We start from the raw sequence: 25256 nt of genomic DNA, 5'->3' as shown, positions 1-25256 counted from the left end.
GATGAAGCCGAATTACTTCGGCTGGTCCATGACTTTCGGCACTTCGAAAGTGCCGGCCTTGATATCGGCGCGAACCTTCTCCATCGCGGCCTCCGCTTCCGGCGAGGCAACGCCCTTGATGTAGACGATGTCGCTGCCGCCTTCCTTCATCAACCCATAGGCCGTGTAGCTGCGGCCGACCGGCTTGCCGGCGGCGACATCGGCGATCGCCGCGTTGAGGATGGGACGGAAGTACCACATGGCGTTGGCGAAGACCGTATCCGGATAGCGTGGCGTATAGTCGATGAGCGATCCCACGGACTTGATGTGACGCTCCTTGGCGGCGTCTGCCGTGCCGATGCGCTCGCCGAAAAGGACGTCAGCGCCGGCATCGATCTGAGCAAGGCCCGCTTCGCGCGCCTTGGGCGGGTCGAAGAAGGTGCCGATGAAGGAGACCAGATGCTTGCAGTCGGGATTGACGGCCTTGGCGCCTGCGCCAAAGGCGTTGATCAACATGTTGACTTCAGGGATCGGGATTGCGCCGACAGAGCCGACGACGTTGGATTTGGTCATCTTGCCGGCCAGCATGCCGGCGAGATAGGCGCCGTCATAGTTCCAGGTGCCGAAGACGCCGAAGTTGCTGCCGGCTGCCTCACCGCTCGACCCGAGAACGAAAGCCGTGTCCGGATAGTCCGCAGCGACCTGCCGCGCTTCCTTCTCGACGGCATAGGCTTCGCCAATGATCAGCTTGTTGCCCTGCTCGGCATATTCGCGCATGGCGCGGGGATAATCCGTGCCCGAGACGCCCTCGGAGAAGACGTATTCGATGACGCCTTCTTTTGCCGCGTCCTGGAGCGCCTTGTGAAGACAGGAGTTCCAGGCATTTTCGACCGGCGAAGCGTGGATCCCCGCCACTTTGAGAGGGGCGGCGGCACGGGCGGCGGGCGCAAGCGCGCTCACTCCAAGCGCGATACCCGAAGCGATGACGGCACGGCGTGACAGCATGATTTCATTGGTCATTTTTTAGTCCCCTATTTTTTTGATCATTTGGTAAAAATCATAGGAGAGGGCTAAAAAAGTGTCAAGCAATCGGCGTGCTTAATTATTATGCGTCGGCGGCGAAAATCTGTAGAATTTTGCTGCTTTCAAACAGTCTATTCAGCCTTTTTCGATGGAAGGCTTCGGCTCTCAACCCGCAATGCGCTTGATCAGATATGCGATCGCCGTGCGGTAGCGCTCGGCATCTCCCCCGGCATCGATCGCGAGCGCAGCCCTATCAAAGGCGGCCGAAAGAATGTCTGCCAATGCGTCAACGGCTGCGCTCGAGCTGAGGTCCGGATCAAGCGCTGCCTCAAGCCCCTGTTTCAGCGAGAGGGTCGTCGTTTCCTCGTCCAGTTCCTTCATGTCCTTGAAACCGAGCACTGTGGGGCCCTCGATGAGGAGAAGCCGGGTGCGCCCCGTGACCCGCATCGCGTCGATATAGGCGTTGCTGCCGGCAATCAGCGCGTCAAGCGGTGCAAGGCGCTCCGGTGTCGCATGTTCGATAGCGCGCGTCACCGCAAGCGCTTCATCTTGCACGACAGCACGGAATAGCGCGCGCTTGTCTTCGAAATGGTGGTAGAGCGCGCCGCGGGTGATGCCGGCCGCCGTGACAATCTCCGGCGTCGATGTCTCCGCATAGCCTTTTTCCACGAACAATGCGCGCGCGGCGGCGATGAGGGCAGCCTTGGTCTTTTCGGTTCTTTCTCGATTGGAGCGATAGTCTTGCATGCATGCAGCCTGTATGTTATTTGAAGAAATACAGGCAGACTGTATGTTATTTTAAGGAGGAAGTGAAGCATGAAGGTGACCAGCTATTATCCCGTCATCATGACGGAGCGTGTCGAGGAGACCGCAGCCTTCTACATCGCGCATTTCGATTTTCAGGAAAACTTCGCGAGCGATTGGTACGTGCATCTGCAGTTGGCGCAGGATAGCGGGATCAACCTCGCCATTCTGGATGGACGGCACGAGACGATCCCCGCCGAAGGCCGTGGTCGGGTGGCGGGGCTTCTGCTCAATTTCGAAGTGGAAGACGTGGACACCGTTTACGAGCGCATAAGGCAAGCCGGCCTGCCGATCCTGCTTGCCATCCGCGACGAAGCTTTCGGTCAGCGTCATTTCATTACTGCCGATCCGAACGGCGTCTTGATCGACGTTATAAAGCCGATACCGCCAAGCGCCGAGTTTGCAGCGCTATACGCCGATGATGCCCTGCCGAAAGGCTGATTGCGGTGGCTGATCGACGAAAGATAAAATTCACCGGAGCAATTCTATCTTTCGTTAACTAGGTCATTTCACTCAATATTTTCGGTTTTCGTGCCACAAACTGGAGCAAAGGTAGGTGACCCATGCAAGAGCTCCAGGTTTCGTCGAAAATCATTAAATCCGTCTTCTTCCGCCCCGATGATGGGCGGCTTTACATTCGCTTCAAGAACGGCGAGGAACGCCAATTTACTGGCGTTCCGCAGAAGGCCGCGCTTGCGATGGTAAAGTCATCCTCGCCGGGTCAGCATTATATTGAGCACATCCGTACGCAGTTCGAACGCGTCGCCTGAGGGACGACTGAAGCGGGGCGCCGCTTCGCTCCCAACTGCGCTTTTGGGGTGCGCCGAAGCCACGAGCCACCTTGGATCGTGCTGCCAGGACGTGGTCGCGCCATAGCGCCGTCGTTCCTCTTTGATGCCCTAGATGCTAGCCTTGATGCGGTCGCCGTCGCCGACGGCACCGTCAGCGCAAATCCGCAGTTCTGTATTTACACCTACGTTCGAGGTGAAACCGGATGTGCCGCGACGTTTCCGTCCAGATCTTCATTGATAAACGCTGAGTTGCGCTATCTATAGTCGTCAATATCGACTTACGGGGAGGACGTAACGTGGTGGATGAGAAGCAGCTTATCTCCAAGATCACCTGGAGGCTCATGCCATTTCTGGGGATCCTTTATCTGATCGCCTATATCGATCGCCAGAATGTCAGTTACGCAAAGCTGGAGATGGTCGGCGATCTCGGCATGAGCGAATATGCCTATGGTCTCGGAGCCTCGCTGTTCTTCATCGGCTATTTCATCTTCGAAGTGCCGAGCAACCTGCTGCTCGACAGGTTCGGTGCCAGCAAGTGGTTCGCCCGCATCCTGGTGTCATGGGGGATCGTCACGATCGTGCTCGCCTATACGCAGAACGCGACCACGTTCTACATTCTACGCTTCCTGCTCGGCGCCTGCGAGGCGGGCTTCTTTCCCGGCGTGCTCTATCTGCTCACTCTCTGGTATCCTTCGGCCTATCGCGGCACGATGGTCGGCCTCTTCATGATCTTCAGCGCATTTGCCAATGCGATCGGTGCGCCCCTTGGCGGCGTGCTGCTGGATCTCAACGGCCTCTATGGCATGGCCGGATGGCAATGGGTCTTCCTCGTCACAGGCGTGCCTGCCGTCATTGCCGGCATCATCACGCTGTTTTATCTCCCCGACCTGCCATCGAAGGCGTCTTTCCTCAGCGATAGCGAGAAGTCCTGGCTCAAGGATCGGCTGGCGGCGGAAAATTCGGGCATGGAGCAAAATGCCTCCGACGGTTTTCGAGCGCTGATCAATCCGCGCGTGCTGCTGATGGCTCTTTGCTATGTCGGCTTCCCGCTGGCCGCCTATGGGCTTAGCTACTGGCTGCCGACCATCGTCAAGAATTTCGGCGTCAGCAACACGACCAACGGCTTCCTGAATATCATTCCCTGGCTTCTCGTTGCCGTTGCGCTTTATGCCGTGCCGACAGCGGCGGACAAGGCAACCTCGAAGACGCCGTTCATCGTCATTCCCGCCCTGGTTGGCGCCGTGTGCCTGGTGCTGTCGGCCGTGATCCCCGACCATACTTTACAGTTCACCTTCCTCTGCATTGCGGCAGCCGGTATTTTTGCCGGTCAGCCGGTCTTCTGGAGCCTGCCGTCGCGCTTCCTGCAGGGGGCCGGAGCTGCGGCAGGCCTTGCGGCTATCAATTCGGTCGGCAACCTCGGCGGCTTCGTCGCCCAGAACGTCGTTCCCTGGATCAAGGACTCCACCGGAAGCACGATTGCACCGATGTTCTTCCTCGCGGCCTGCCTCTTGGCTGCAGCTCTCCTGGTTCTCGTGATCGGACGCATGGTGCCAAGCGCGCCGAAGCGGGAGGATATCGGGGGTCCGAATGCGGCCCGCGTGAAGTGATCCCCACCAAGCTGGCGTGCTTGCCCTATGAATCAGAGGGGCGGCCTGACGGCCGCCCCATCTCATTGCTTGGCTAGGTTCAGGCAAAGGCATAGGAGCCATCGGGGCGCTTCGGCACGCGGCGCTGCCAATGGATATAGCCCTCTTCCTCCATCGCCTTCTCGTCCATCTCGACGCCCCAGCCGGGCCGGTCGGGCCTGAGTTCCAGATAGCCGTCCTTCGGCAGATAGGGATCGACGACATAGCGGGTTTCGCCCTGGCGCTGTTCGATATCGTTGCCGCCGTAGACATAGGCCTGGCCCTTCGGCAGCCGGTATTCGAGTATCTTGAAGTTCTGCGCGGCGGCCGAGAAATGAACATTGACGGCGGTTGCCAGCGGACCCATCGGATTATGCGGGGCAACGCCGACGAAATGCGCTTCGGCAAGGGTTGCGATGCGGCGCATCTCGCTGATGCCGCCGACGACGCAGATGTCGGGCTGGATGAGATCCGCGCCTTTCACCTGCAACAGGCGCAGGAATTCGTTGCGATTATAGAGCGACTCGCCCGTCGCCAGCACGCAGTTGAGCCCCTGTTTCAGCTCGCCCCACATCTCGATATTCTCCGGGCGCAGCGGCTCCTCATAGAAGAGCGGATCGTAGGGCGCGAGCGCATTGCCAAGCTGGCGCGCGGCGACCGGTTCGAAGATCTTGGCGTGGGCGTCGAAGGCGATTTCATAGTCGTCGCGCACGGTTTCGCGCAGCGAGCGGAAGTAGTCCGCCGAAGCTTTCACGACATTGCCCCAGCGATGGGCGTGCATGTCGATGCGCCAGGGGCTGAGCTTGAAGGCGGTAAAGCCCCATTCGGCATTCAGGCGGTCGAATTCGTCACGCGCGGCCGGCGCGTCCGGTGCCGTATAGACGCCGGCATAGACCTTGACGCGATCGCGCACGGCGCCACCGAGCAGCTTGTAGACCGGTACATTGAGCGCTTTGGCGGAGACATCCCAAAGGCAATGATCCAGCGCGGAGATTGCGGCCAATCCGAGCGCGCCCGGCGGGAACCGGCTCTGCTGGATCAGCAGATTGACGAGATAGTCGATGCGGCTTGGGTCTTGGCCGGCGATGAAGCCGTAGAGATAGTCGAGCAGTGGCGGCAGCGCCTTGTCGGGGCCGTGATTGTAGCATTCGCCCCAGCCTGTCAGTCCATCATCGGTGTCGAGCGCGACGATGACGCGCGGGCGGTCCTTGTCGCGGGTCATGAATACCCGCATGCGGTCGATTTTCATCTCTATTTCCTTCTATCGATGCTTATGGATGCAGCGTGGGACGCGCCGCAGGTTTGGAAATCTTTGCCGAGAGGGTCGTCATCACGCCGCGCTCCCGTTCTTCAGCACCTCGGGCTCGACATAGCGGAAGCGTCGCGAGCGATCGCGGTCGCGCGGATCGGGGCGCGGGATGGCCGATATCAATGCCTGGGTATAGGCGTGTTCAGGGGCGTTGCAGACCTTTTCGGCATCGCCAACTTCGACCAGCCGTCCTTTGTACATGACGCCGACGCGGTCGCACATGTAGCGGATGACGCCGATATCGTGGCTGATGAAGATGTAAGCGAGGCCGAGTTCGTCCTGCAGTCGCATCAAAAGGTCGAGCACTTGCGAGCGGACGGAGACATCAAGCGCCGAGGTCGCTTCGTCGGCGACGATGATGCGAGGGTTGAGCGTGATCGCGCGGGCGATACCGATACGCTGGCGCTGCCCGCCGGAAAAGGCATGCGGATAACGCTCGCGCGTCTTCGGGTCGAGACCGACCTGTTCCATCAGGTGGCAGACCCGCTCGTCGAGCGCCCGGCCTTTGGCGATGCCATTGACGAGCAGCGGCTCGCCGATGATCTGCGAGACTGTCATGCGCGGATTGAGCGAGCCGAACGGGTCCTGAAAGACCATGCGCAATTCGCGCCGCGCTGCGGCAAGCGTCGACCCCTTGGCACTTGCCAGATCGATCACGTCGCCATCGGTTCGGCGATAGAGGATCTCGCCAGCGCTCGGATCGATGAGGCGCATGATCGAGCGGCCCATCGTCGTCTTGCCGGAGCCGCTCTCGCCGACAATGCCAAGCGTTTCGCGCGGCAGTAGCGATATGGAGACCTCGTTCAAGGCGCGGACCTCGCCGAAGGCCATCGACACGTTGCGCAGTTCGAGAATGGGAGCGACCGCCCGGTCGAGCGGCGGCCGCGCCAGCCGTATCTCGGCCTTCTGCTCAAGCTTCAACACCGAGCCGATCAGCATGCGCGTATAGTCGTCCTTCGGTGCATGGAAGATCTGTTCGACCGGGCCATATTCTTTGACGAGGCCGTTGTGCATGACGAGCACGTCGTCGGCGATCTGGGCGACGACGCCCATGTCATGGGTGATGAACAGTACGGCCATGCCATAGGCCTTCTGCAAGCGGCCGATCAGGTCGAGGATCTCGGCCTGTGTCGTCACGTCGAGCGCCGTTGTCGGCTCGTCGGCGATCAGTAGCTGTGGCTTGCAGGCAAGCGCCATAGCGATCATGGCGCGCTGGCGCATGCCGCCCGAATATTGGAAGGCGTAGCGGTCGACGGCTTTTTCTGGGGAGGGGATTTCCACATGCTTCAGCAGCGAGATCGCCTCGACGCGCGCCTCCGCCTTGCTCATTTTCGTATGCAGCCGAAGCGCTTCCATGATCTGGTCGCCGACCGTATGAACCGGTGACAGCGATGCCATCGGTTCCTGGAAAATCATGGCGATGTCGCGCCCGCGGATCGCCCTGATTTGGCGGCCGCGCGGATTGAGTTTGACGAGATCGATGGAGCTGCCATCGGCGGCGTTCAGAATGATCGAGCCGCCACTGATGCGCCCGGGCGCATCGACGATCTGCAGGATGGAGCGCGCGGTCACCGACTTGCCCGAACCGCTCTCGCCGACGACGCAGAGCGTTTTGCCCGGCTCGATGGCGAAGGAGAGATTGTCGACCGCGCGAAAGGTGCCGGTTCGCAAGGGAAAGTCGACCGTCAAGTTCTTGACCTGCAGCAGCGGACGGGTGGTGGCCATGGAAACGATATCGGTCATGCCCACCTCATTTGTTGTAGGGATCGGCTGCATCGCGCAGGCCGTCGCCAAGAAGGTTCAGTGCCATGACGGCAACGACGACGGCCACACCCGGCAGGAACAGCCACGGCGCGGTGGCAATCGAGCGGATGTTCTGCGCTTCGCGTAGCAGCACGCCCCAGGAGACGGTCGGCGGCTGCAGGCCAAGCCCGAGAAAGGAGAGGGATGTTTCGGCGAGGATCATCGCCGGCACGGCAAGCGTGATGGAGGCGATGATATGGCTGGCGAAACTCGGCAGCATGTGGCGGAAGATGATGCGTCCCTCACTCGCGCCGTCCAGTCTCGCGGCGGCCACGAATTCCTCCGTGCGCAGCGACAGGAAGCGACCGCGCACCACACGAGCAAGCTGTGCCCAGCCCGTGAGCGACAGGATGATGGTGATCATCATATATTGCAGTGCCGCCGGCCAGCCTTGCGGCAGGGCGGCGGCCATAGCGAGCCAGATCGGGATCGTCGGCAGCGACAGCACGAAGTCGATCAAGCGTTGGATGAAGAAATCGAGTTTCCCGCCGTAATAGCCGGAGATCCCCCCGAGAACGATGCCGAGCAGCAAGGAGAAGAAGACGCCGACAAGCCCGATCGACAGCGAGATCTGAGCGCCCTGAATGGTGCGGCTGAAGACGTCTCGGCCCAGCCGGTCGGCTCCGAACAGCAGGAGCGGCGTCGATTTGTCGGAGGAGACGAGCAGGTGGATGTTGCTCGTAAACAGACCGAGCACCGAATATTCGTAGCCGCGCCCGAACAGGCTGACGGAGACCCGCTTCGTCGTGTCCTCCTTGAAGATCGCCGCCAGCGTTTCCGGATCGCGGGTGAGCTTCAGGGGGTAGTAATGGAGACCGATCGAGAAGCCATTATCCGTATCGATGAAATGCAGTCTCTGCGGCGGATGGAAGGTTGCCCGCGCATTCTGCAGGGTGGGATCGTTGATCGCGAAGAACCCGGGAACGAGGGCGACGATATACATCATGACGGTGACGACGAGAGCGACCATGGCCAGCTTGTGGCGGCGAAATGCCCACCAGATCAGCTGCCATTGCGATGCCACAGCGGCGCGGTCGGGACGCAGGTTCGTGACGGCGATGTCGGCCATGGGTGCTTCTACTCCAACCGGATGCGGGGATCGACGAGGGCAAGCAGGATGTCGCTGATGAGCGACCCCACAAGAGTCAGTGCGCAAATCAGCAGCACGAATGCGCCCGCGAGATACATGTCCTGCGCCATCAGGGCCTGCAGCAGCAGGGGTGCCGCGGTCGGCAGGTTGAGCACGATGGCGACGACCACGGAGCCGGAAATGAGATTGGGCAGCAGCCAGGCAATGGTCGAGATGAACGGATTAAGCGCGATGCGCAGGGGATATTTCACCAGCAGCCTGAATTCCGAGAGGCCCTTTGCCCGCGCTGTCGTCACATAGGGTTTGGGCAGCTCATCGAGCATGTTGGCGCGCATGACGCGGATGAGGCTTGCCGTCGACGAAACGGCGAGGATGATGACGGGCAGCCATAGATGCGACAGCAGGTCGATCATCTTGGCGATGCTCCAGGGCGCGGTCTCGAACTCGGAGGAAAACAGGCCGCCGACATCCTGGCCGAATTCCACGGCTGCGACATACATCAGCACCAGCGCCAGCAGGAACGACGGTATGGCAAGGCCGAGGAAGGTGAAGGTGGTAAAGAGATAGTCGCCGATCGAGTATTTCTTGACGGCGGAATAGACGCCGATCGGCAGCGCAATTGCCCAGGTGGCGATCAGGGCGGCGAGTGCCAGTATCAGCGTCAGCGCCATGCGCTCCCAGATGAGGCCGGAGACCGGTTGCTGCCATTCGAACGAGATGCCGAAATCGCCGCGCGAAAGAATGCCCCACATCCATTTCAGATACTGAATGAGCATCGGCTGATCGAGGCCGAAGCGCTCTCGCAGCTGCGCTGCCGTGTTCTGGTCGACGACCTCGTTCGAAGATGCGAGGGTGGCGATGTAGGTCGTCACATAATCGCCGGGTGGCAGCTGGATCAGCACGAAGGCGAGGAAGCTGATGGCGAACAGGGATGGGATCATCCACAACAGGCGTTTACCGATGAAGACCAGCATGGCTATGTCTCGCGTTGAGCGCTGCCCCGGGCAGCTCCGCATGAAGGAAGGCGCCGCCCATGGAAGGCGGCGCTTGATCAATCCAATCAGCTGGTGAAGAAGAATTGCTGCGGCATGGCAGGTCCCGGATTGGGCCAGGACCAGCTATCCGGCTGCTTTTCCGGGACATTGCGCAGATTATTGCGGATGATGCCGAAGCCGCCGACCGCAAGGCAAAGCCCGACGGTTTCAAATTCCTCAGCTGCGATGTCGAAGATCTGCTTCATGACGGCGCCGCGCTTTTCAAGATCGGCTGTCGAGCGCGCCTCGTCGAAGAGCTTCATGCGCTTCTTCTGGCTTTCCGGCGGCTCTTCGCCCTGTTTGCCGTTCGAAGTGTACCAAACGGACCACGGGATTGCGTAGCGTGAGCCCTGCGGATGGAAGGCGAAGAAATCGCGGGGATCAAGCATCGGGTCGAGGCCACCAGGTCCCGGCCATACCTGGGCATCATGCGCATTGTCGTCGCCGCGGGTGTAATAAAGGGCACGCTCGACCGTGTTGACTTTCATGTCGACGCCGATCTGCGCCCAATGCGCCTTTACCAGCTCGAGAGCATCGACCAGATCGGGATAGAGAGTCGGAATGACGTCGACGGTGAAGAACATTTTCTGGCCGTCCGGCCTCAGGCGAAAGCCGCTCGCATCCTTCTTCCCGTAACCGGCTTGATCGAGCATCGCGCCGGCCTTGTCCGGATCGTAATTCGTGAATTGGCGGGCGTATTTTTCATTGTACCAGGGATGCTCCGGCCGCGGCCCCGCCTGATAGCCTTCGCTCTGGCCGAAATAGACGATATCGATGATTTCCTGCCGGTTGATCCCGAGCGAAAGCGCCTGCCTCACCGATTTGTCGGCAAACATCTTGCGCATCGCGGGATCTTTGTGGGTGATGTTGAAGTAAATCTGGCATTGCTGCGAGCTGGAAGGAATGAGCGTCAAAAGGCGATAGTCGCCCTTCTTCATGTTCTGCGAGAGTGTCGGCTTGTTCGCCAGCACGCTGATGTGGCGTTCCTGGATATCGATCTTGCCGGAAATGACATTCAGCATCAGCGATTCCACGTCCTGCGAGATGCCGAAATTGATCTCGTCGACATAGGGAAGCTGGTTGCCTGATGTATCGACCTGCCAGAAGTAAGGATTACGGGTCATGACGACGCGGGTAGCGCCACCAGTATAGGGCTCCTTGACGACCCAGGGGTCGAGCGTCGGCTTATCGGGGTTGCCCCAGCGCGAGGGAATCTCGATATCGCCGCAGCGCGCGCGGAAAAGCTCCGGCCAGCTGTTGGAGCCGGCCTTCTTGGCGTCGTCGGCGACGTTGGGATTATATTTCGGCAGGAACTGGCTGCAATAGTGCTTGGGAAACAGTGTCGGATGCTGGCCAAGCGGGGTGGCAAGGTTTTCCAGATAGAGCGCGTTCGGTGCCGCGAAGGCGAACTTCACCGTGTAATCGTCGATCTTCGTGACATCGACCGCGTTGCCGGCGACGGCGAGTTGGGCTGGTGTCGCGCTATAGAGATCGGTGTTCTTGACGCAATCCTCGATGGCGAACACGACATCGTCGGCGGTAAACGGGTGCCCGTCCGACCAGCGTGCACCCTGGATCAGGTAGAAGGTGAACTGCGAGGCGTCGGCGTTGACGTCCCAGCGCTCGGCCAGATTGGGCAGGACCTGGGTGAAGTCGAGGTTCCAGCGCACGAGGCTCTGGTTGCCTACCATGCGCAGGATACCGTTATGGTCGGACGAGCCCCTGAGGCCACGCCGCAGCGTGCCGCCATAGGTGCCGACCTTTTCGTAAGGGGTTACGACCATGGGCTTCTTCGGCAGGCGATCGGCAAGCGGCGGCAGTTTGCCATCCTTGACGAGTTGGGCCAGCGCCGGAGCCTCGCCGCCGTCGGCGGCACTGACACGGCCGGCCAGAGACAAGGCTGCCATTCCCGCCATGCCACCGAGCACTGCACGCCGGCTCATGCCGCGAGACACTATCTTATCGCGCATCGAATCCCTCCCTTTGAACGCCCAACGGCTTTCTCCGCCTCGGCGCGACAAGCTCCCAACCCGTCGCACGCACCCTCCTGGTGCAGCGGGACGAGCATATTTACGTTCTCAAATAATTACAAGAGTTGACAGATTTTTACAAATTAGGTAGCCCTATCTAGCCGTAGGCGTGTGCTATTGCTTGCCATTCGGCAGCATCAAGAAGGACCACCATGAAACTCTCGGTCGCCAACGATTCCGGCACGGGGCCGACCCGCTTTGGCGACATCATCTATGAGAGGATCGTTGCCATGATCGCTGATGGAAAGTTTCCGGTGAACGAGCGCCTGCCATCGGAAGCCAGGCTTGCGGAAATGTTCGGCGCCTCGCGACCCGTGGTGCGTGATGCGCTTGAACGGTTGCGCACCGATGGCCTGATCGTCTCCCGCAAGGGGTCCGGTTCCTATGTCCGGCAGCGGCCGGATTCATCGGTGCTCAATATGGTGCCTGTTGGGTCGCTCGCCGATGTCCAGCGTTTCTTCGAATTCCGTGCAGGGCTTGAAGCCGAGGCAGCCGAGCTTGCCGCGCGCAACTGGCAGCCGGCGGATAGAGAGCGCATCACGGCGGCGCTTCAAAACCTCGAACAATGTCTTGGTGAGGGTCGGCTCGGCGCCGAGGAAGACCAGGAGCTGCACGATGCCATCGCGATCGCGACCGGTAATCAGTTCCACATCACCGTCCGCGAATGGTTCAAACCGCATTTCGCCATCGGGCATTCGGTAACCCGGAGCCTTAGTCTCAAGCGCACGCCGGAACAGATCCGCAGCGTCCAGGACGAGCATGCGGTCATCGTTGAGGCGATTTTTGCCCGGCAGGAGACCGAGGCTCATGATGCCATGAAGAGGCACATTTTGAATGCACGCGCCCGCATGTTCCAGGGCGTTTGATGTCGGCAAAGGCAACACGGCGGCTTTCAAGTTTGGCCGCTATGCCTGTGAAGATCGATGAAGAGGTAAGACGATGAGTGTTGAAACCATGCGCCAGGCTTTGACCGGCGTATCCGGCGTTCCGGTAACCGCCTATGATGCAAACGGCGAAGTGGAGCCACGCGTAACGGCTCAGGTTTACGGGCGAGTGGCCGCAGCCGGCATTCACAATATCGTCGCGGCGGGAAATACCGGCGAGTTCTATGCCCTGACGCCGGAAGAAATCCGCCGCGTCCATGAAGCTGCAATATCGGGTGTCGACGGCAAGGCGCCGGTGACGGCGGCGATCGGCCGCTCGCTGCGCGAGGCGATCGGCATGGCCAATGACGCCAAAGCGATCGGCGCGACCGCCGTGATGTCACATCAGCCGGTGGACCCTTTCGCAGCACCGGCTTCGCAGATCGATTATTTCAGGAGCCTCGCGGAAGCTTCGCCGCTGCCACTGGTCGCCTATGTCAGGGCCGATGGTTTCGGCGTCGACGATATGGTTCGCCTTGCCAGTCACGGCAACATCGTTGGCATCAAATTTGCCACGACGGATCTGATGCTGCTTTCGAAGGCGATTGCTGCTTCCGATCCGAACGGTGCGCTCTTCGTCTGTGGCCTTGCGGAAAGCTGGGCGCCGAGTTTTGCAGCGGCCGGCGCACGCGGCTTCACCTCCGGTCTCGTCAACGTCGCACCGAAGCTGTCGCTTGCCGTGCATGCTGCCTTGGCTCAGGGTGATTTCGCTGGCGCCCGCGCGATCGTCAACAAGCTCGAGCCCTTCGAGCGCATGCGTACCAAATTCCGCAACGGCGCCAACGTCACCGTCGTCAAGGAAGCCGTCACATATTCGGGCCTTGATGTCGGCCCCGTCCGCGTTCCGGGCTTGCCGCACCTCGACCAGAAGGATCGCGACGAGTTGTTCGCCTTGCTTCGCGACTGGCAGGGATCGGGGGATGCATTCAAGCTCTAAGGTTCTGGCTTAGGCCACTCATGACGAAAGCCGACTGATACCGCCGAGGGTGAAGCGAACCAGCCGGTCCGCCAGCTCCTCATCGGTCGTCACTTCCTTGCCGAGTGCCGGAATGATTTCGGATACGCGTTTCTCGGCCACGAGCAGCATGAAGCACGGCGCCATCGTGGAAAGGGCGGCCTGTGCGACTAACGGGTGATCCGGGGTGACGCCGATGATCTCGGCGATGACACCGAACAGCAATGCTTTCTTCGGCTCTATCTCTTCACGACGGAGCTTGTCGATATGGGGTGTTGGCGCAATGAGTTCGCGGACGATCACCTTCGCCGGCCAGGAATTCTCGCTGTTGGCTCGCACGACCTTGACCAGCAGGCCAATGAGCCGGCGCAATTTTTCCTCTGCGGCAATATCCGCTGCCACCGCGTGAGCAAGCACCTCGTAGCTCATGAGGCGGCGATGGCCTTCGGCAAGGACGTCTTCATATAGAGCCTCGATGCCACCGAAGTGGTAGTTGATCGCCGCGGCATTCGTACCGGCCCTAAGAGCAATTTCCTTTGCCGTCGCACGGTCGAATCCGAGCTCGGCGAAGACGGCGCCTCCTGCCTCGAGCAGGCTCATCCGCGTTGCCGCGCCGTCCTGCCGATCCCTGGAGCGCGATGATCGTCTGTTGCTCTCGACCATTCTCTCTGCCTTTCCATTCACTCAAATATTAAATTGAAATTTGAATTTCACAAGTGCTATAATCGGGCATGCATCGATTTTAGGTCGTCGTTCGCCTCACTAGAGCCGGCATCTCGTTTGGAGTTCAAATAAACCATGCAGCGCGTCTTAGTCATCTTGATCCTCGTGATCGCCGCAGCCGGCGGTACCTGGTGGTATCTCCATCGGGACGACGGTTCTAACGCACTCGTTCTCTATGGAAACGTCGACTTCCGGCAGCTTACCCTAGCCTTCAACGGCAGCGAACGCGTTGCCGAAGTCCTTGTCGAAGAAGGCGCACAAGTCAAGAAAGGCCAGATAGTTGCCAGGCTGGATACCAGCCGTCTCCAGCCGCAGGTTGCTCAGGCCGAGGCGCAGGCGGCAAGCCAGCGCGCCAATCTGGCGCGTCTGAAGAACGGCAGCCGTCCCGAAGAGATCGCCCAGGGGCGCGCCAATCTCGAATCCGCCAAGGCTGAGGCGGTCAATGCCCGCGCCCAGTTCGAACGCCAGAACGCACTCGCGCCGAAGGCCGTTGTCAGCCAGCAGGCTCTGGACGAGGCCCGCTCGGCGGCCGCCGTTGCCGACGCGAAGGTCGTCTCCAACCAGAAGGCGCTGGACCTGCTCGTTGTTGGCTCTCGCATGGAAGATATTGACGAGGCGGAAGCGCAGCTGCATGCGGCCGAAGCCAATGTCTCGCTGCTGAATCAGCAACTCGCCGATGCCGAGCTCAAGGCGCCTGTCGATGCGATCGTGCAATCCAGGCTGATCGAACCCGGCGAGATGGCCTCACCGACCCGGGCTGCCTTCTCGCTTGCGACCATCAGCCCGAAATGGGTGCGCGCCTATGTCTCCGAAACCCAGCTCGGCATGCTTCGCCCCGGCATGAAAGCCTCCGTGACGGTGGATTCGCTTCCGGGGCAAACGATCCCTGGATGGGTCGGCTTCATTTCCTCGGTTGCCGAGTTCACGCCGAAATCGGTGCAGACGGAGGAGCTGCGCACCAGCCTTGTGTATGAGGTCAGGGTCTTCGTCGACGATCCCAACAATATGCTGCGCCTGGGGATGCCGGCAACCGTGACGCCGCTTCCGGGCGAGCAGGCACACCTTGCCACCGCGCAGCAGCTATAGGCGAGGACGCAATGAGCGACAGCGATCTCTCGGTAATCGCACGCAATCTCCGCAAGACGTTTCGCCGGGACACCGGGGAAACGGTGGAAGCGCTTGCCGATGTCTCGCTCGACGTCCGAAAACGGGCATTGACGGCGCTCGTCGGTCCGGATGGCGCCGGCAAGACAACATTGCTGCGCCTGGCCTGCGGCCTCATCGCGCCGGATGGCGGTAGTTTAGAGGTAATCGGCGTCGACATAGCCAAGGAGCCGCAACATGTCCAGGACCGCATCGGCTACATGCCGCAGAAGTTCGGCCTCTACGAAGATCTGAGTGTTCAAGAGAACCTCGATCTCTACGCCGACCTACATGGCGTCACGCAATCCCAGCGCAACGAAACCTATCCACGCCTTTTCGAGATGACGCAGCTTGGGCGTTTCAAGCAAAGGCCGGCGGGAAAATTGTCCGGTGGCATGAAGCAGAAGCTTGGTCTTGCCTGCACTCTGGTGCGCGCGCCTGAACTGCTGCTTCTCGACGAACCCACAGTGGGTGTCGATCCGCTATCCCGGCGTGAGCTCTGGGACATCGTCTTCAGGCTCATAAAGGAGGACGGGCTGTCGGTGATCGTGGCGACCTCTTATCTCGACGAAGCCGAGCGCTGCGAACATGCCGTGCTGATGCATGCGGGAAAGATCCTCGATCAGGGACCGCCGGCCGAGATCACGGCGAAGGCAGAGGGATGCTGCTTCATGGTCGATACCCCCGAGGGCATGGCCGCAAGATCCCTGCAGGCTCGCCTCTTCGCATTGCCTGGTATTGTCGATGCCGTCCCCGAAGCTGGGCGCGTCCGGATCGTGCGCAAGCCGGACCAGAAGGACGAGCCGCTGCAGCTGGATAGCGAGAAGCTCGACACCGAAAGCGTCGCGCCGCGGTTCGAAGATGCCTTCATGATGCTGTTTGCTGCCGTTGCCGGTGATGGAGAGCGCCAGACGCATGTCAGTCAGCACACAGAGAGGCGAAGCGGCGACGAAACGATTGTGCAGGTTCGCGACCTCGTCCGCAAGTTCGGGGATTTCACCGCCGTCGACCATGTCAGCTTCAGTGTCCGCAAGGGCGAGGTCTACGGTCTGCTCGGTCCGAACGGTGCCGGCAAAAGCACCACATTCCGGATGCTCTGCGGCCTGCTTCCCGCTAGCAGCGGCACCCTGATGGTCGCCGGCTCCGACTTGCTGACGGCAGGCGCGAAGGCGAGAGAGCGGCTGGGCTATGTCGCGCAGAAATTTTCGCTCTATGGGCAGCTCAGCGTCGATGAAAACCTGGAGTTCTTCGCAAGCGCCTATGGACTGCGCGGCAAGCACAGGAAGGAGAGGATCGACTCCCTGAAGAACCAGTTCGAACTGGCCCAGTTTTCAAGATTGCCGAGCGGGCAGTTGCCCGGCGGGTTCAAGCAGCGGCTGGCGCTTGCCGCCGCCCTGCTGCACGAGCCGGATATTCTCTTTCTCGACGAGGCGACAAGCGGCGCCGATCCACTCGCCAGGCGGCAATTCTGGGGGCGGATCACCGCCCTGTCCGAGCAGGGGGTCACCATCATCGTCACGACGCACTTCATGGAAGAAGCCGAGTATTGCGACCGGATCATCATCCTCGACGCCGGTCGCAACCTGGCGGAGGGAACGCCGGTCGAAATTCGCGCCCATGCGGGTGCGAATGGCGAGACGGCAGCGACCATGGAGGAGGCGTTCATCGCGATCGTCGAGAAGGAACGCCACAGACAAGCGGAGAAGGCGGCATGAGCGAACCCGTCAAACATCCTGGCCAAGGATTGCGCGCGGCCTTGCGCCGCATCCGCGCGCTCATCCGCAAGGAGACCTGGCAGCTCTTGCGCGACCCGAGCAGCATCGCGATCGGCATTGTTATGCCCGTGGCGCTGCTGATCCTGTTCGGATACGGCATCAATCTCGACGTCAAGAATGTTCCCGTTGCCATCGTCATGGAGGAGAATTCGGCCGAGGCACGCGGGCTCGCATCCGCCTTCGAACTCTCCAGCTATTTTTCTCCGAAGCCCGTCAAGACGATGGCCGAGGCCGAAGCAATGCTTCTCTCATCGCAGGCAAGGGCGATCGTGCGGATCCCTTCCGACTTTGCTCGTAACGCCGCCGTGGGCAATGGCGAGGTCCAGGTTGTCGTCAACGGCAGCGATGCCAACACCGCCCGTATCTCGCTCAGCTATGCGGAAGCAGCGGTCGGCGTCTGGGCCGCGAAGGAAGCATCGCGCCAGGGGGCATCCACCGGCAGCGGCGTGACGATCCAATCCCGGCTTTGGTTCAACGAAGCCAATGACAGCAGCTATTTCCTCGTCCCGGGTCTGGTCGTTCTCGTCATGACGCTGATCGGCGCGCTTCTCACCGCCCTCGTCATGGCGCGGGAATGGGAGCGCGGCACCTTCGAGGCGCTGTTCGTAACACCGGTGCGCTCGACCGAAATCCTGCTCGGCAAGACGGTTCCTTATTTTGTGCTCGGGCTGGCGGGCCTGGCGCTCTGCGTCGTCGGCAGCCGGCTCCTCTTCGGCGTTCCGCTTCGGGGATCGCTGCTGGTGCTCACAGTTGTATCCATGCTCTATCTTCTGGTCGCGTTGGGGCTCGGTCTTGCCATATCCTCGATCACCAAGAGCCAGTTCATCGCCAGCCAGATTACCGTTCTCGCCACCTTCCTGCCAGCCATGATGCTCTCGGGCTTCATGTTCGATCCGAGGAGCATGCCCTTGGCGGTGCAGATCATCACCTACATCTTCCCCGGCCGGTACTTCGTCACTCTGCTGCAAACCCTGTTTCTGGCCGGCAACATCTGGAGCGTCATCCTGCCCAACGCGGCGGTGCTCGCCGGCATGGCGACAGGGCTCCTGGCACTCGCCGTCCGCATGACCCGCAAGAGGATCGCATAGCCATGTTCATCGCGTCGCTTCTGCGCATCCTGACCCTGATCCGTAAGGAATTGCTCGTGATCCTGAAGGATCCGCGAAGCCGGGCGAGCCTTGTCGTCCCGCCGATCTTGCAATGCCTGATCTTCGGCTATGCCGCGACCTACGATCTCAACAACGTCCCCTATGCGCTCGTGGACCAGGACAGGACGGCGACATCGAGAAACCTCGTCGCGAAGCTCGAAGGGTCCGGCATCTTCGAAAGAGTGGCGACGCTGACGCAGACGGGTCAGGCCGTCAGGCTGCTCGACACCAAACAGGCCGTCCTGATCATCGTCATCGAGCATGATTTCGAGCGGCAATTGGAAGCCGGCACCCCCGGCACTGTGCAGGTCGTCGCGGATGGCCGGAATTCCAACACCAGCGGCATAGCGCAAGGCTACGTCAATACCATCGTCGGCGATTTTACATCCGACTGGCTTGCACGGAAGGGAGGTTCCGGCAGTGCCGTCAGGGTCACGACCCGCGCATGGTACAATCCGCAGCTGGAAACGCGATGGAGCATGGTTCCCTCGCTGATCGGAACGATCACCATGCTGATGACGATGATGCTGACCGCCATGTCCGTCGCCCGCGAGCGTGAGGAGGGGACCTTCGACCAGCTGCTTGTGGCACCCTTCACCCCGACCGAGATCATGATCGGCAAGGCCGTGCCCTCGATGATCGTCGGCATCACCCAGGCATCCACTATCTTGCTGGTGGCGTTGTTCTGGTTCCGGATCCCGTTTGCCGGCTCGTTCCTGACGCTCTATCTCGGGCTCAGCCTCTTCCTTGCCGCCGCCATAGGCTTCGGCTTGTTCCTGTCATCCATTGCCGCCAACATGCAGCAGGCGATGATCCTCTGTTTCGTCTTCCTGATGCCATTCATGCTGCTGTCCGGGCTGATGTCTCCGACCGACAACATGCCGGAGGTCTTGCAATATGCGACGATGATCAATCCGCTGAAATATGCGATCAACATCACCCGTGGGGTTTATCTCGAAGGTGCCGGGCTGAATGCGTTGCTACCCGACATGCTGGCGCTGGTTGCGATAGCCGCCGTGACCATGCCGGTCGCTGCATGGATGTTCCGGCATCGATTGAATTAAGGACATGCGGAACTGCCAACCCGCGTCGCCTCGTGCTAAGAGGCGGACTGCGGCATTGACGCCAGCATCTTTGGAAAAGCCTGCCAGATTGCGGCGTCATAGCAGCGAAATGTATTCATTGCGGAGTGTTCGGATATGCAGTTCTGGCGGTGGATCATGTTGGCTTCTGTTGGCCTGCTCCTGTCCCTCCAGCAAGCTGGCGCCGCCGATCGGGTGAAGGAAGAAAATCTTTCACTGCCGATCCAGATCGGCTCCAAGAAATTACAGCTTGAAACGCTGGTTGTTCGGCCGGTTGATGGTGACAGGTTTCCGCTCGTGTTGATCGTCAACGGATCGGCCGGGGCCAATCCATCCGAGATGCATCCCGAGTGGCTGGCGCATATCGCGCATGATTTTGCGCATCGGGGCTGGATTGCCGCATCGGTCGTCTGGCCTGGTTACGGTCGGTCCACCGGAACCTTCATGAACAAAGCGGGAGACTGTTATAGGCCCAATGTTTCCATGTTTCTCGACGCGCATGGCGATGAGCTTGCCGCGGCATTGAAGACGCTTCGCACGCGCACGGATGTCGATCCGTCCGTAACGCTGGGTTTCGGCATATCGATCGGCGGGGCTTCCATGCTCGATCTTGCGGGACGCGCGGACCGGCCGCTGACGGCCGTCATCAATATTTCCGGCGGTGTGTATCACTATACGACGGTGGGGGTGGCCGATCCCAATTGCTCGCTCTTCCAGGATGATCTTGTGCGGGACTTCACCGGGTTCGGTCGCAACAATCCGACACCGACGCTCTGGTTCTACGCTGCCAATGATCCTTATTTCGGGCCGGATCTCGCTCAGCGACTGTTGGCCGGATATCGTTCAGAGGGTGGAAACGTCGATTTCGTCGGGCTTCCGCCTTTCGGGCAGGATGGGCATACATTGTACAAATGGAACGCAAATCCATTGCTTGAACCCAGGATTGACGACTTCCTGCGACGCAATCATCTGCCCGCGATGAACCAAGACGAATTGGCGCCCTTGATTTCCGCGCTGACGCCTGTCGATCGCGCAAGCGCAGAGCTTTACCTGAAGCAAGTGACCGAGAAAGCCGCGGCCATGGCTGAGGATGGCACCGGCTTTTATTGGTGGTACGGCCTTCGCTCCATCGAGGATGCCCGCCGGCGAGCGCAGGCCTATTGCGAGAAAAAAAGCGGTAAGACATGCCATATTGTTGCTGAGAACGCGCATCCGGTCGATGGCTGGCAGCGTACGGTCTCCGGCTCCAGGCAATGATAACGAGTCCGTATTCGGCTGCGTGAATGTGCCGGGACAAATATATGGATTTACCATCAACTTGATGATGCCAGGCAAGCCTTGTGTGAGGCAATAAGGGCCCTTTACAACGCTTTACATTGTAGGGAAGGCAAATGACGGAACTGCGCCCAGCTTACCGACAGACCTCGATCTCATATGTCGTCGGCGGAGATCATTTCCACCGCCTCGGCCTACATGCAGGATTCCCTGCATCTGACCGACCAATGGATTCTCGTCGGCGGCCTGCGCTATCAGTATTATGACCTGATGGCCGGCTAGGGGCGGCCCTTCGTCACCAATACGGATAGCAATAGCAGCAAGTGGGTACCGAGCGGCGGCATTGTCTATAAGCTGACGCCGTAGGAGGGAGTGTCCTACGAGGCCGGCAGCAAGTTCGAGATCGGCACGGGCTGACGGCCAATGTTGCGCTCTACACCAGCGACAGGAAGAATGTCGCCTATTCCGAAGTCATCAACGGCGAGACCTATATCCAGACTGCTGGCCTCGTGCGCGCCCGGGGTGTGGAAGTGGATGTTGCGGGCGAATTGACCGACGAGTTAAGCATGATTGCCGGCTACGGCTTCACCGACGCCAAGGTGCGCGAAGATCCGACTTACGCCGGCAAATGGCCCGTCAACGTGCCGCGTCATACCGGCTCACTGTTCTTTACCTATGATTTCGGCGAAGTCGGTGGCAACGGCAATACGCTGAAGGTTGGCCTTGGTGCGCGGGGAGCCGGCAAGCGCGCCGGCATCAACACCAACGCCTATTTTCTGCCCGGTTATGTCGTGGCTGACGCCTTTGCCGCCTACGCCTTCCGGATGGAACGCCCGCTGACGCTGCAGCTCAATCTGAAAAACATCCTCAACAAGACCTACTACACCTCCTCCATCGGATCGACCAATCTCGGCAACCAGATCGGCGAGCCCTTCAGCGCTGTGCTGACGGCGAGCGTCAAGTTCTGATCGCTGTCGCATTCGAGTGGCCTTTCACTGCGGCTCTAAAACAGCTCAAGGAACTCTTCGGGATCGTCCTTGATGGCCTGCAGCGAAAGCTTGAGAAAGGTGCGGAAGTCCGGCGCTACGTAGCTGATCTCATCGGGGTCATGCGTGAAGGCAATGATCTGCCCGATCTTCCCTTTCTCGGTGGGGGTATAATCCTGGATCAACAGGAGCGAGTTGCCGCCGAAGGCAGCAAACGGAAGCCATCCGCGCTGAAACCAGCCGTCGCGGATGCGTGGGTCGCGGAGTGAGGGTTCGGAATATCCGGCATACTGAGGGGATACGCGTTCCATACCGGCTCGCGCCTTTTGGGCGGAAGTCAGAGACAGAAAATCGTATCCTGTCAGAAAGTCCGGCCTTAGAAAAACACGCACTTCATGTTCACTGCCGTCAGCTATGCGCCATGCCTCACGCAAGTCGGGATCCAGGGCGAAGTCAAGCCGCGCTTCTGCTTCTGCCAGCGCCGTCTCCGCATTGCCCTCGGCAAGATTGAGATGGGCGTCATGCTTGGAATAAACGCGCCGTAAAGCCTCGACATAGTCTGCAAAGATCATATCTGTCCTCGTGGTTGCGGCTCTCGTTTGTACGAGTTCATCAGCATAAAGGAAATTGTTCAAGCCGTTCGGCAGCGTGTGGTTCTAGATCCCCGGTTATCACTAATATCCGCCTCTACACATTGAGGGAAACACATGATTTCCACCTGGCGCATGGTTGGGATAAATATGGTTTCGCAAACCGCTTCTTTGCAAAGAGCGAAGTGACACCGTTCAAATTGTGATTGGGAGCATGAGCCTTTATCGACAAGATGAGTTCACGCCTGGATGGGAGCCTGATCCCTGGGAAATGGCCGCCAGCGCCGCGGACGCTCAAAGGCGGGCATTTCGTGAGCGTGCGATGATGCCGATCAAATGGCAGCCAGTCCCATGGAAACGCTTTCCTTCCGATGGCATTTTCGGCCACCGAAAGGATTGGTTCGTTTCAGCTGAGGTCGAGTTCATAGCCTCATCAGGCGGTGAGGATTTACTGCTGATCGAAAACGTCTGGTTTGGCTGGCCCGATCCGCCGCAGTGGGGTTTGGCATCCCGTCCCAATGGTCGATACGATCTCCAATGGGAGCGATGGGGCAATTTTGCCGATCTACCGACAGCATGGCAGGTTCCCGATCATCCTCGGCGTTAGATCCGCCGGCGTCAGTAGAGCAACCGAGCTCTCACAGTGCCCGGAATTTTGCGAAGCGCATCCAAGATCTCGTCCGCCGTCTGGCCGACGCCTTCGGCTTCGATGACCACATAGCCTGTTTCGCCATAGGTCTGCAGGAACTCACCGACGATATTGAGCGAGCGGGACGAAAAGATCGTGTTCAGACTGTTCAGCATGCCAGGACGATTTTCATGAACATGGATGAAACGCGTGCCGTTCGAGCGTGGCGGCAGCTGAACCTGGGGAAAGTTGACGGCGCCCAGTGTCGAGCCGATGTCGGAATACTCCACGAGCTTCCGGGAGACTTCCCTTCCGATGCGCTCCTGGGCTTCTTCAGTCGATCCGCCGATATGCGGCGTGAGAATTACATTGTTCAACCCCTGCAGCGGCGTTTCGAAGCGCTCGTTATTTGATGCCGGCTCCTTCGGAAACACGTCCACAGCCGCGCCTGCGAGATGACCGTCTTTCAGAACCTTCGCAAGTGCATCGAGGTCGACGACGGTCCCGCGGGAGTTGTTGATGAAAATGGCGCCCTTCTTCATGCGGCGCAACTCGATCTCCGTGATCATGTTCTGTGTCGAGCTGGTCTCCGGAACGTGCATCGTCACGAAGTCCGAGATTTCGAGCAGCTCACCGAGTGTCGCCATCGATTCGGAGTTGCCGTGGCGAAGCTTGTCCGAGGGGTCGAAGTAGCGCACGTTCATGCCCATGCTTTCCGCAAGAACGCTGAGCTGCGAACCGATATTGCCGTAGCCCACGATGCCGAGCGTCTTTCCACGCATCTCGCGGCTGCCTTCGGCAGACTTGTCCCAGCCGCCTTCATGGGCCGAAGTCGACCGCGGGAAAATCCGCCTTGTCAGCATGATGATCTCGCCGATCACAAGCTCGGCGACGGAGCGCGTGTTCGAATAGGGCGCATTGAAAACCGGGATCCCGCGTCGGCGGGCCGCATCCAGATCGACCTGATTTGTCCCTACAGAAAAGCAACCGACCGCCATGAGCTTTCTGGCGGAGTTGAAAATTTCCTCCGTCAGCTGGGTGCGTGAGCGAATTCCGATAATATGCGCCTCGGCGATGAGGTTTTTGAGATCCTTGTCATCAAGCGCCTTTGGCAAGTGCGTGAGGTTGACGTAACCGGACGACGAAAAGTAGTCCACGGCGCTCTGGCTGATGCCTTCGAGCAGAAGCACGGAAATTCGATCGCGCGGAAGAGAAAGTTGGATGGTCATTGAATTGCTTTCGGGTCTCGAATTCGACAAGGCCAAGGTCGCCTGGGGGCGGTAGTACTAACAGGTATTTCAAAACGTTTTGCGACCATCCGGCGGGCAGTGCAAGAGCAAACTCAAGTCCGGCGGCGAACATGCTCTTTGGGCCCCGTCACCTTGATCATGGGCGCGCAGCTGGTGGATTTGCCCTGGGAGGGAATTGTGATCTCCCGATCGCGTGGCTTCAATCTATCCACCCCCACAATGCCTGCCATAAACAGGCCAATTGAAGCGCCCCTTGACTTGTATTTCATGGCCGGTAGAGCTGGATTCGAGGCTTCACGACCAGAGAGTCGTCCAAGAAAGCTGGCTGAAGCCACCACTTTGCAGACCCCGCATTCTCTCCCGGAAAAGGTTGATGATGATGCCCCTGAAGATGCTGCAGCTTGCCTTCGTTTTATTATGCCTGGGCGCCTCGAATGGATCAGAGGCCTTGGCACAGGATGCGACGTCCACGCTCTCGGGCAGCTTTGCCGACCTATGTGCCGCCGACAGCGAGCATCCATCGAAGCTTTGGAAGATCAGCAGCAGGCTGGATCCTGCTCTCTGGAGATCGCGTATCGTTTGCGATCTTTCTCCTCCTGCCAGGCCGATATTGCGTATCACCGTGCATCCTGGAGACGCCCCCGACCAGAGTGTAGGCGATGCGCCGACCGAACGGGTGGAAATCCAGATCAAGAAGCAGGTCATCAAATTCGACAGGCCGACCTGGTATCACTTTGCCTTTCGGCTTGAAGCTCCCTGGCGAGGGCTCGGTAACCGCACCGTCATCCATCAGGTGAAGCAGAATATTCCGACTGAGGAGACAAAACCTCTCGGAATGTGCCAGGCGGCGAACCCGCTCTTCAAGATAGAAGCCATACCGACGGAGACGGGCGCGAACTTCGTCGCCAAGGTGAGGGGAAGCGCTGACTGCAATGCCGGTCAATCCCGGATAATCTGCGGGCCATGGCACCTGAATCTGGGTGAATGGAATGATGTGAACGTGATGCTCAAACCCAGTCTGACGGAGGGAGAAAGCGCCTTACAGGTCCATCTCAACGGCCGCGACTGCGACATCTCCTATACAGGACGCCTTGGCTTTCTCGATCATGGTATGCGGGATCAGGACGGCCACCCCTTCATCGACACTCAACCGCGTTTTGGGATCTATCGGGATACTCTGCCTGATGTGGTGCAATCCATCGACTTCGCGGATATTCAGTTCTGGTCGACGGATCCGTCCAGTGATCCCGCTTGGTCGAAATCAACTGTATCGGCCAAGTGAGTATCACG

Annotated in this window: 24 protein-coding genes; 14 read left to right on the top strand and 10 right to left on the bottom strand. The window is 59.7% G+C overall.

The window, feature by feature from the left end; genetic code table 11:
* Positions 1–12 precede the first annotated feature (12 nt).
* Together ACQZ6F_RS03505 and ACQZ6F_RS03500 are read right to left on the bottom strand one after the other, a co-directional pair.
* Entirely contained in the window at positions 13–999 is a 987-nt protein-coding gene (locus tag ACQZ6F_RS03505; protein ID WP_449092669.1) for a BMP family protein, read from the bottom strand.
* A 168-nt stretch (positions 1000–1167) separates the two neighbouring features.
* On the bottom strand, positions 1168–1749 hold the full coding sequence (locus tag ACQZ6F_RS03500) for a TetR/AcrR family transcriptional regulator (protein WP_449092668.1): 582 nt from the start codon (positions 1747–1749) through the stop codon (positions 1168–1170).
* A gap of 69 nt (positions 1750–1818) precedes the next feature.
* Here ACQZ6F_RS03500 and ACQZ6F_RS03495 point away from each other — a divergent pair, with 69 nt between their 5' ends.
* The 3 genes from ACQZ6F_RS03495 to ACQZ6F_RS03485 all read left to right on the top strand — a co-directional run bounded on the left by ACQZ6F_RS03495 (position 1819) and on the right by ACQZ6F_RS03485 (position 4204).
* Entirely contained in the window at positions 1819–2247 is a 429-nt protein-coding gene (locus ACQZ6F_RS03495; RefSeq protein WP_449092667.1) for a VOC family protein, read from the top strand.
* Positions 2248–2369: 122 nt separating this feature from the next.
* Positions 2370–2576 (top strand): KTSC domain-containing protein, encoded by a 207-nt coding sequence (locus tag ACQZ6F_RS03490; RefSeq protein ID WP_068393625.1) that lies wholly within the window; start codon positions 2370–2372, stop codon positions 2574–2576.
* Between the two features lie 317 nt (positions 2577–2893).
* The gene (locus ACQZ6F_RS03485; RefSeq protein WP_449092666.1) at positions 2894–4204 is read left to right on the top strand and encodes an MFS transporter; all 1311 of its coding nucleotides are present in this window, start codon (positions 2894–2896) and stop codon (positions 4202–4204) included.
* 79 nt (positions 4205–4283) lie between these two features.
* Here ACQZ6F_RS03485 and ACQZ6F_RS03480 read toward each other — a convergent pair whose 3' ends face one another.
* The 5 genes from ACQZ6F_RS03480 to ACQZ6F_RS03460 all read right to left on the bottom strand — a co-directional run bounded on the left by ACQZ6F_RS03480 (position 4284) and on the right by ACQZ6F_RS03460 (position 11428).
* Positions 4284–5471: a galactarate dehydratase gene (locus tag ACQZ6F_RS03480; RefSeq protein WP_449092665.1), complete on the bottom strand. Its 1188-nt coding sequence runs from the start codon at positions 5469–5471 to the stop codon at positions 4284–4286.
* Between the two features lie 81 nt (positions 5472–5552).
* Entirely contained in the window at positions 5553–7274 is a 1722-nt protein-coding gene (locus ACQZ6F_RS03475; protein WP_449092664.1) for an ABC transporter ATP-binding protein, read from the bottom strand.
* 7 nt (positions 7275–7281) lie between these two features.
* Entirely contained in the window at positions 7282–8403 is a 1122-nt protein-coding gene (locus ACQZ6F_RS03470) for an ABC transporter permease (RefSeq protein WP_449092663.1), read from the bottom strand.
* An 8-nt stretch (positions 8404–8411) separates the two neighbouring features.
* Positions 8412–9398 carry an ABC transporter permease gene (locus tag ACQZ6F_RS03465; protein WP_449092662.1) on the bottom strand — a complete coding sequence of 329 codons (987 nt, stop codon included), beginning with the start codon at positions 9396–9398 and terminating at the stop codon, positions 8412–8414.
* Between the two features lie 86 nt (positions 9399–9484).
* Entirely contained in the window at positions 9485–11428 is a 1944-nt protein-coding gene (locus tag ACQZ6F_RS03460) for an ABC transporter substrate-binding protein (protein WP_449092661.1), read from the bottom strand.
* A 212-nt stretch (positions 11429–11640) separates the two neighbouring features.
* Between ACQZ6F_RS03460 and ACQZ6F_RS03455 the strand changes: the two genes are divergently transcribed.
* The gene (locus ACQZ6F_RS03455) at positions 11641–12354 is read left to right on the top strand and encodes a FadR/GntR family transcriptional regulator (RefSeq protein ID WP_068393616.1); all 714 of its coding nucleotides are present in this window, start codon (positions 11641–11643) and stop codon (positions 12352–12354) included.
* Positions 12355–12427: 73 nt separating this feature from the next.
* A complete protein-coding gene (locus ACQZ6F_RS03450; RefSeq protein WP_449092660.1) occupies positions 12428–13348 on the top strand; it encodes a dihydrodipicolinate synthase family protein in 921 nt (306 codons plus the stop codon).
* Positions 13349–13366: 18 nt separating this feature from the next.
* On the opposite strand, the gene ACQZ6F_RS03445 is transcribed toward ACQZ6F_RS03450, so the two are convergent.
* Positions 13367–14029, bottom strand: coding sequence for a TetR/AcrR family transcriptional regulator (locus ACQZ6F_RS03445; RefSeq protein WP_449092659.1), 663 nt, complete (start codon positions 14027–14029; stop codon positions 13367–13369).
* 135 nt (positions 14030–14164) lie between these two features.
* On the opposite strand from ACQZ6F_RS03445, the gene ACQZ6F_RS03440 reads away from it, so the two are divergent.
* The 7 genes from ACQZ6F_RS03440 to ACQZ6F_RS03410 all read left to right on the top strand — a co-directional run bounded on the left by ACQZ6F_RS03440 (position 14165) and on the right by ACQZ6F_RS03410 (position 21480).
* Positions 14165–15175: an efflux RND transporter periplasmic adaptor subunit gene (locus tag ACQZ6F_RS03440; protein WP_449092658.1), complete on the top strand. Its 1011-nt coding sequence runs from the start codon at positions 14165–14167 to the stop codon at positions 15173–15175.
* Positions 15176–15186: 11 nt separating this feature from the next.
* Positions 15187–16947: an ATP-binding cassette domain-containing protein gene (locus ACQZ6F_RS03435; RefSeq protein WP_449092657.1), complete on the top strand. Its 1761-nt coding sequence runs from the start codon at positions 15187–15189 to the stop codon at positions 16945–16947.
* Positions 16944–18095, top strand: coding sequence for an ABC transporter permease (locus ACQZ6F_RS03430; protein WP_449092656.1), 1152 nt, complete (start codon positions 16944–16946; stop codon positions 18093–18095). Before ACQZ6F_RS03435 ends, ACQZ6F_RS03430 begins: the two co-directional genes overlap by 4 nt.
* A gap of 2 nt (positions 18096–18097) precedes the next feature.
* Positions 18098–19219, top strand: a complete 1122-nt coding sequence (locus ACQZ6F_RS03425) for an ABC transporter permease (protein WP_449092655.1) — start codon at positions 18098–18100, stop codon at positions 19217–19219.
* A 156-nt stretch (positions 19220–19375) separates the two neighbouring features.
* Positions 19376–20494 (top strand): hypothetical protein, encoded by a 1119-nt coding sequence (locus ACQZ6F_RS03420; protein ID WP_449092654.1) that lies wholly within the window; start codon positions 19376–19378, stop codon positions 20492–20494.
* A 177-nt stretch (positions 20495–20671) separates the two neighbouring features.
* A complete protein-coding gene (locus ACQZ6F_RS03415; RefSeq protein ID WP_449092653.1) occupies positions 20672–20794 on the top strand; it encodes a hypothetical protein in 123 nt (40 codons plus the stop codon).
* Between the two features lie 131 nt (positions 20795–20925).
* Entirely contained in the window at positions 20926–21480 is a 555-nt protein-coding gene (locus ACQZ6F_RS03410) for a TonB-dependent receptor domain-containing protein (RefSeq protein WP_449093128.1), read from the top strand.
* A gap of 35 nt (positions 21481–21515) precedes the next feature.
* Here the strand turns inward: ACQZ6F_RS03410 and ACQZ6F_RS03405 are convergent, their stop codons facing one another.
* A complete protein-coding gene (locus ACQZ6F_RS03405) occupies positions 21516–22133 on the bottom strand; it encodes an SMI1/KNR4 family protein (protein ID WP_449092652.1) in 618 nt (205 codons plus the stop codon).
* A gap of 169 nt (positions 22134–22302) precedes the next feature.
* On the opposite strand from ACQZ6F_RS03405, the gene ACQZ6F_RS03400 reads away from it, so the two are divergent.
* Positions 22303–22695, top strand: a complete 393-nt coding sequence (locus tag ACQZ6F_RS03400) for a hypothetical protein (RefSeq protein ID WP_449092651.1) — start codon at positions 22303–22305, stop codon at positions 22693–22695.
* 11 nt (positions 22696–22706) lie between these two features.
* Here ACQZ6F_RS03400 and serA read toward each other — a convergent pair whose 3' ends face one another.
* Positions 22707–23945, bottom strand: coding sequence for a phosphoglycerate dehydrogenase (gene serA, locus ACQZ6F_RS03395; RefSeq protein WP_449092650.1), 1239 nt, complete (start codon positions 23943–23945; stop codon positions 22707–22709).
* 412 nt (positions 23946–24357) lie between these two features.
* On the opposite strand from serA, the gene ACQZ6F_RS03390 reads away from it, so the two are divergent.
* Positions 24358–25248: a heparin lyase I family protein gene (locus tag ACQZ6F_RS03390; RefSeq protein WP_449092649.1), complete on the top strand. Its 891-nt coding sequence runs from the start codon at positions 24358–24360 to the stop codon at positions 25246–25248.
* The last annotated feature ends 8 nt before the right edge of the window (positions 25249–25256 follow it).

This window comes from Rhizobium sp. A22-96 (genome assembly GCF_053521805.1).
Note: the sequence above shows the minus strand (reverse complement) of the source record. Positions and strands in the feature narration are given on the sequence as shown.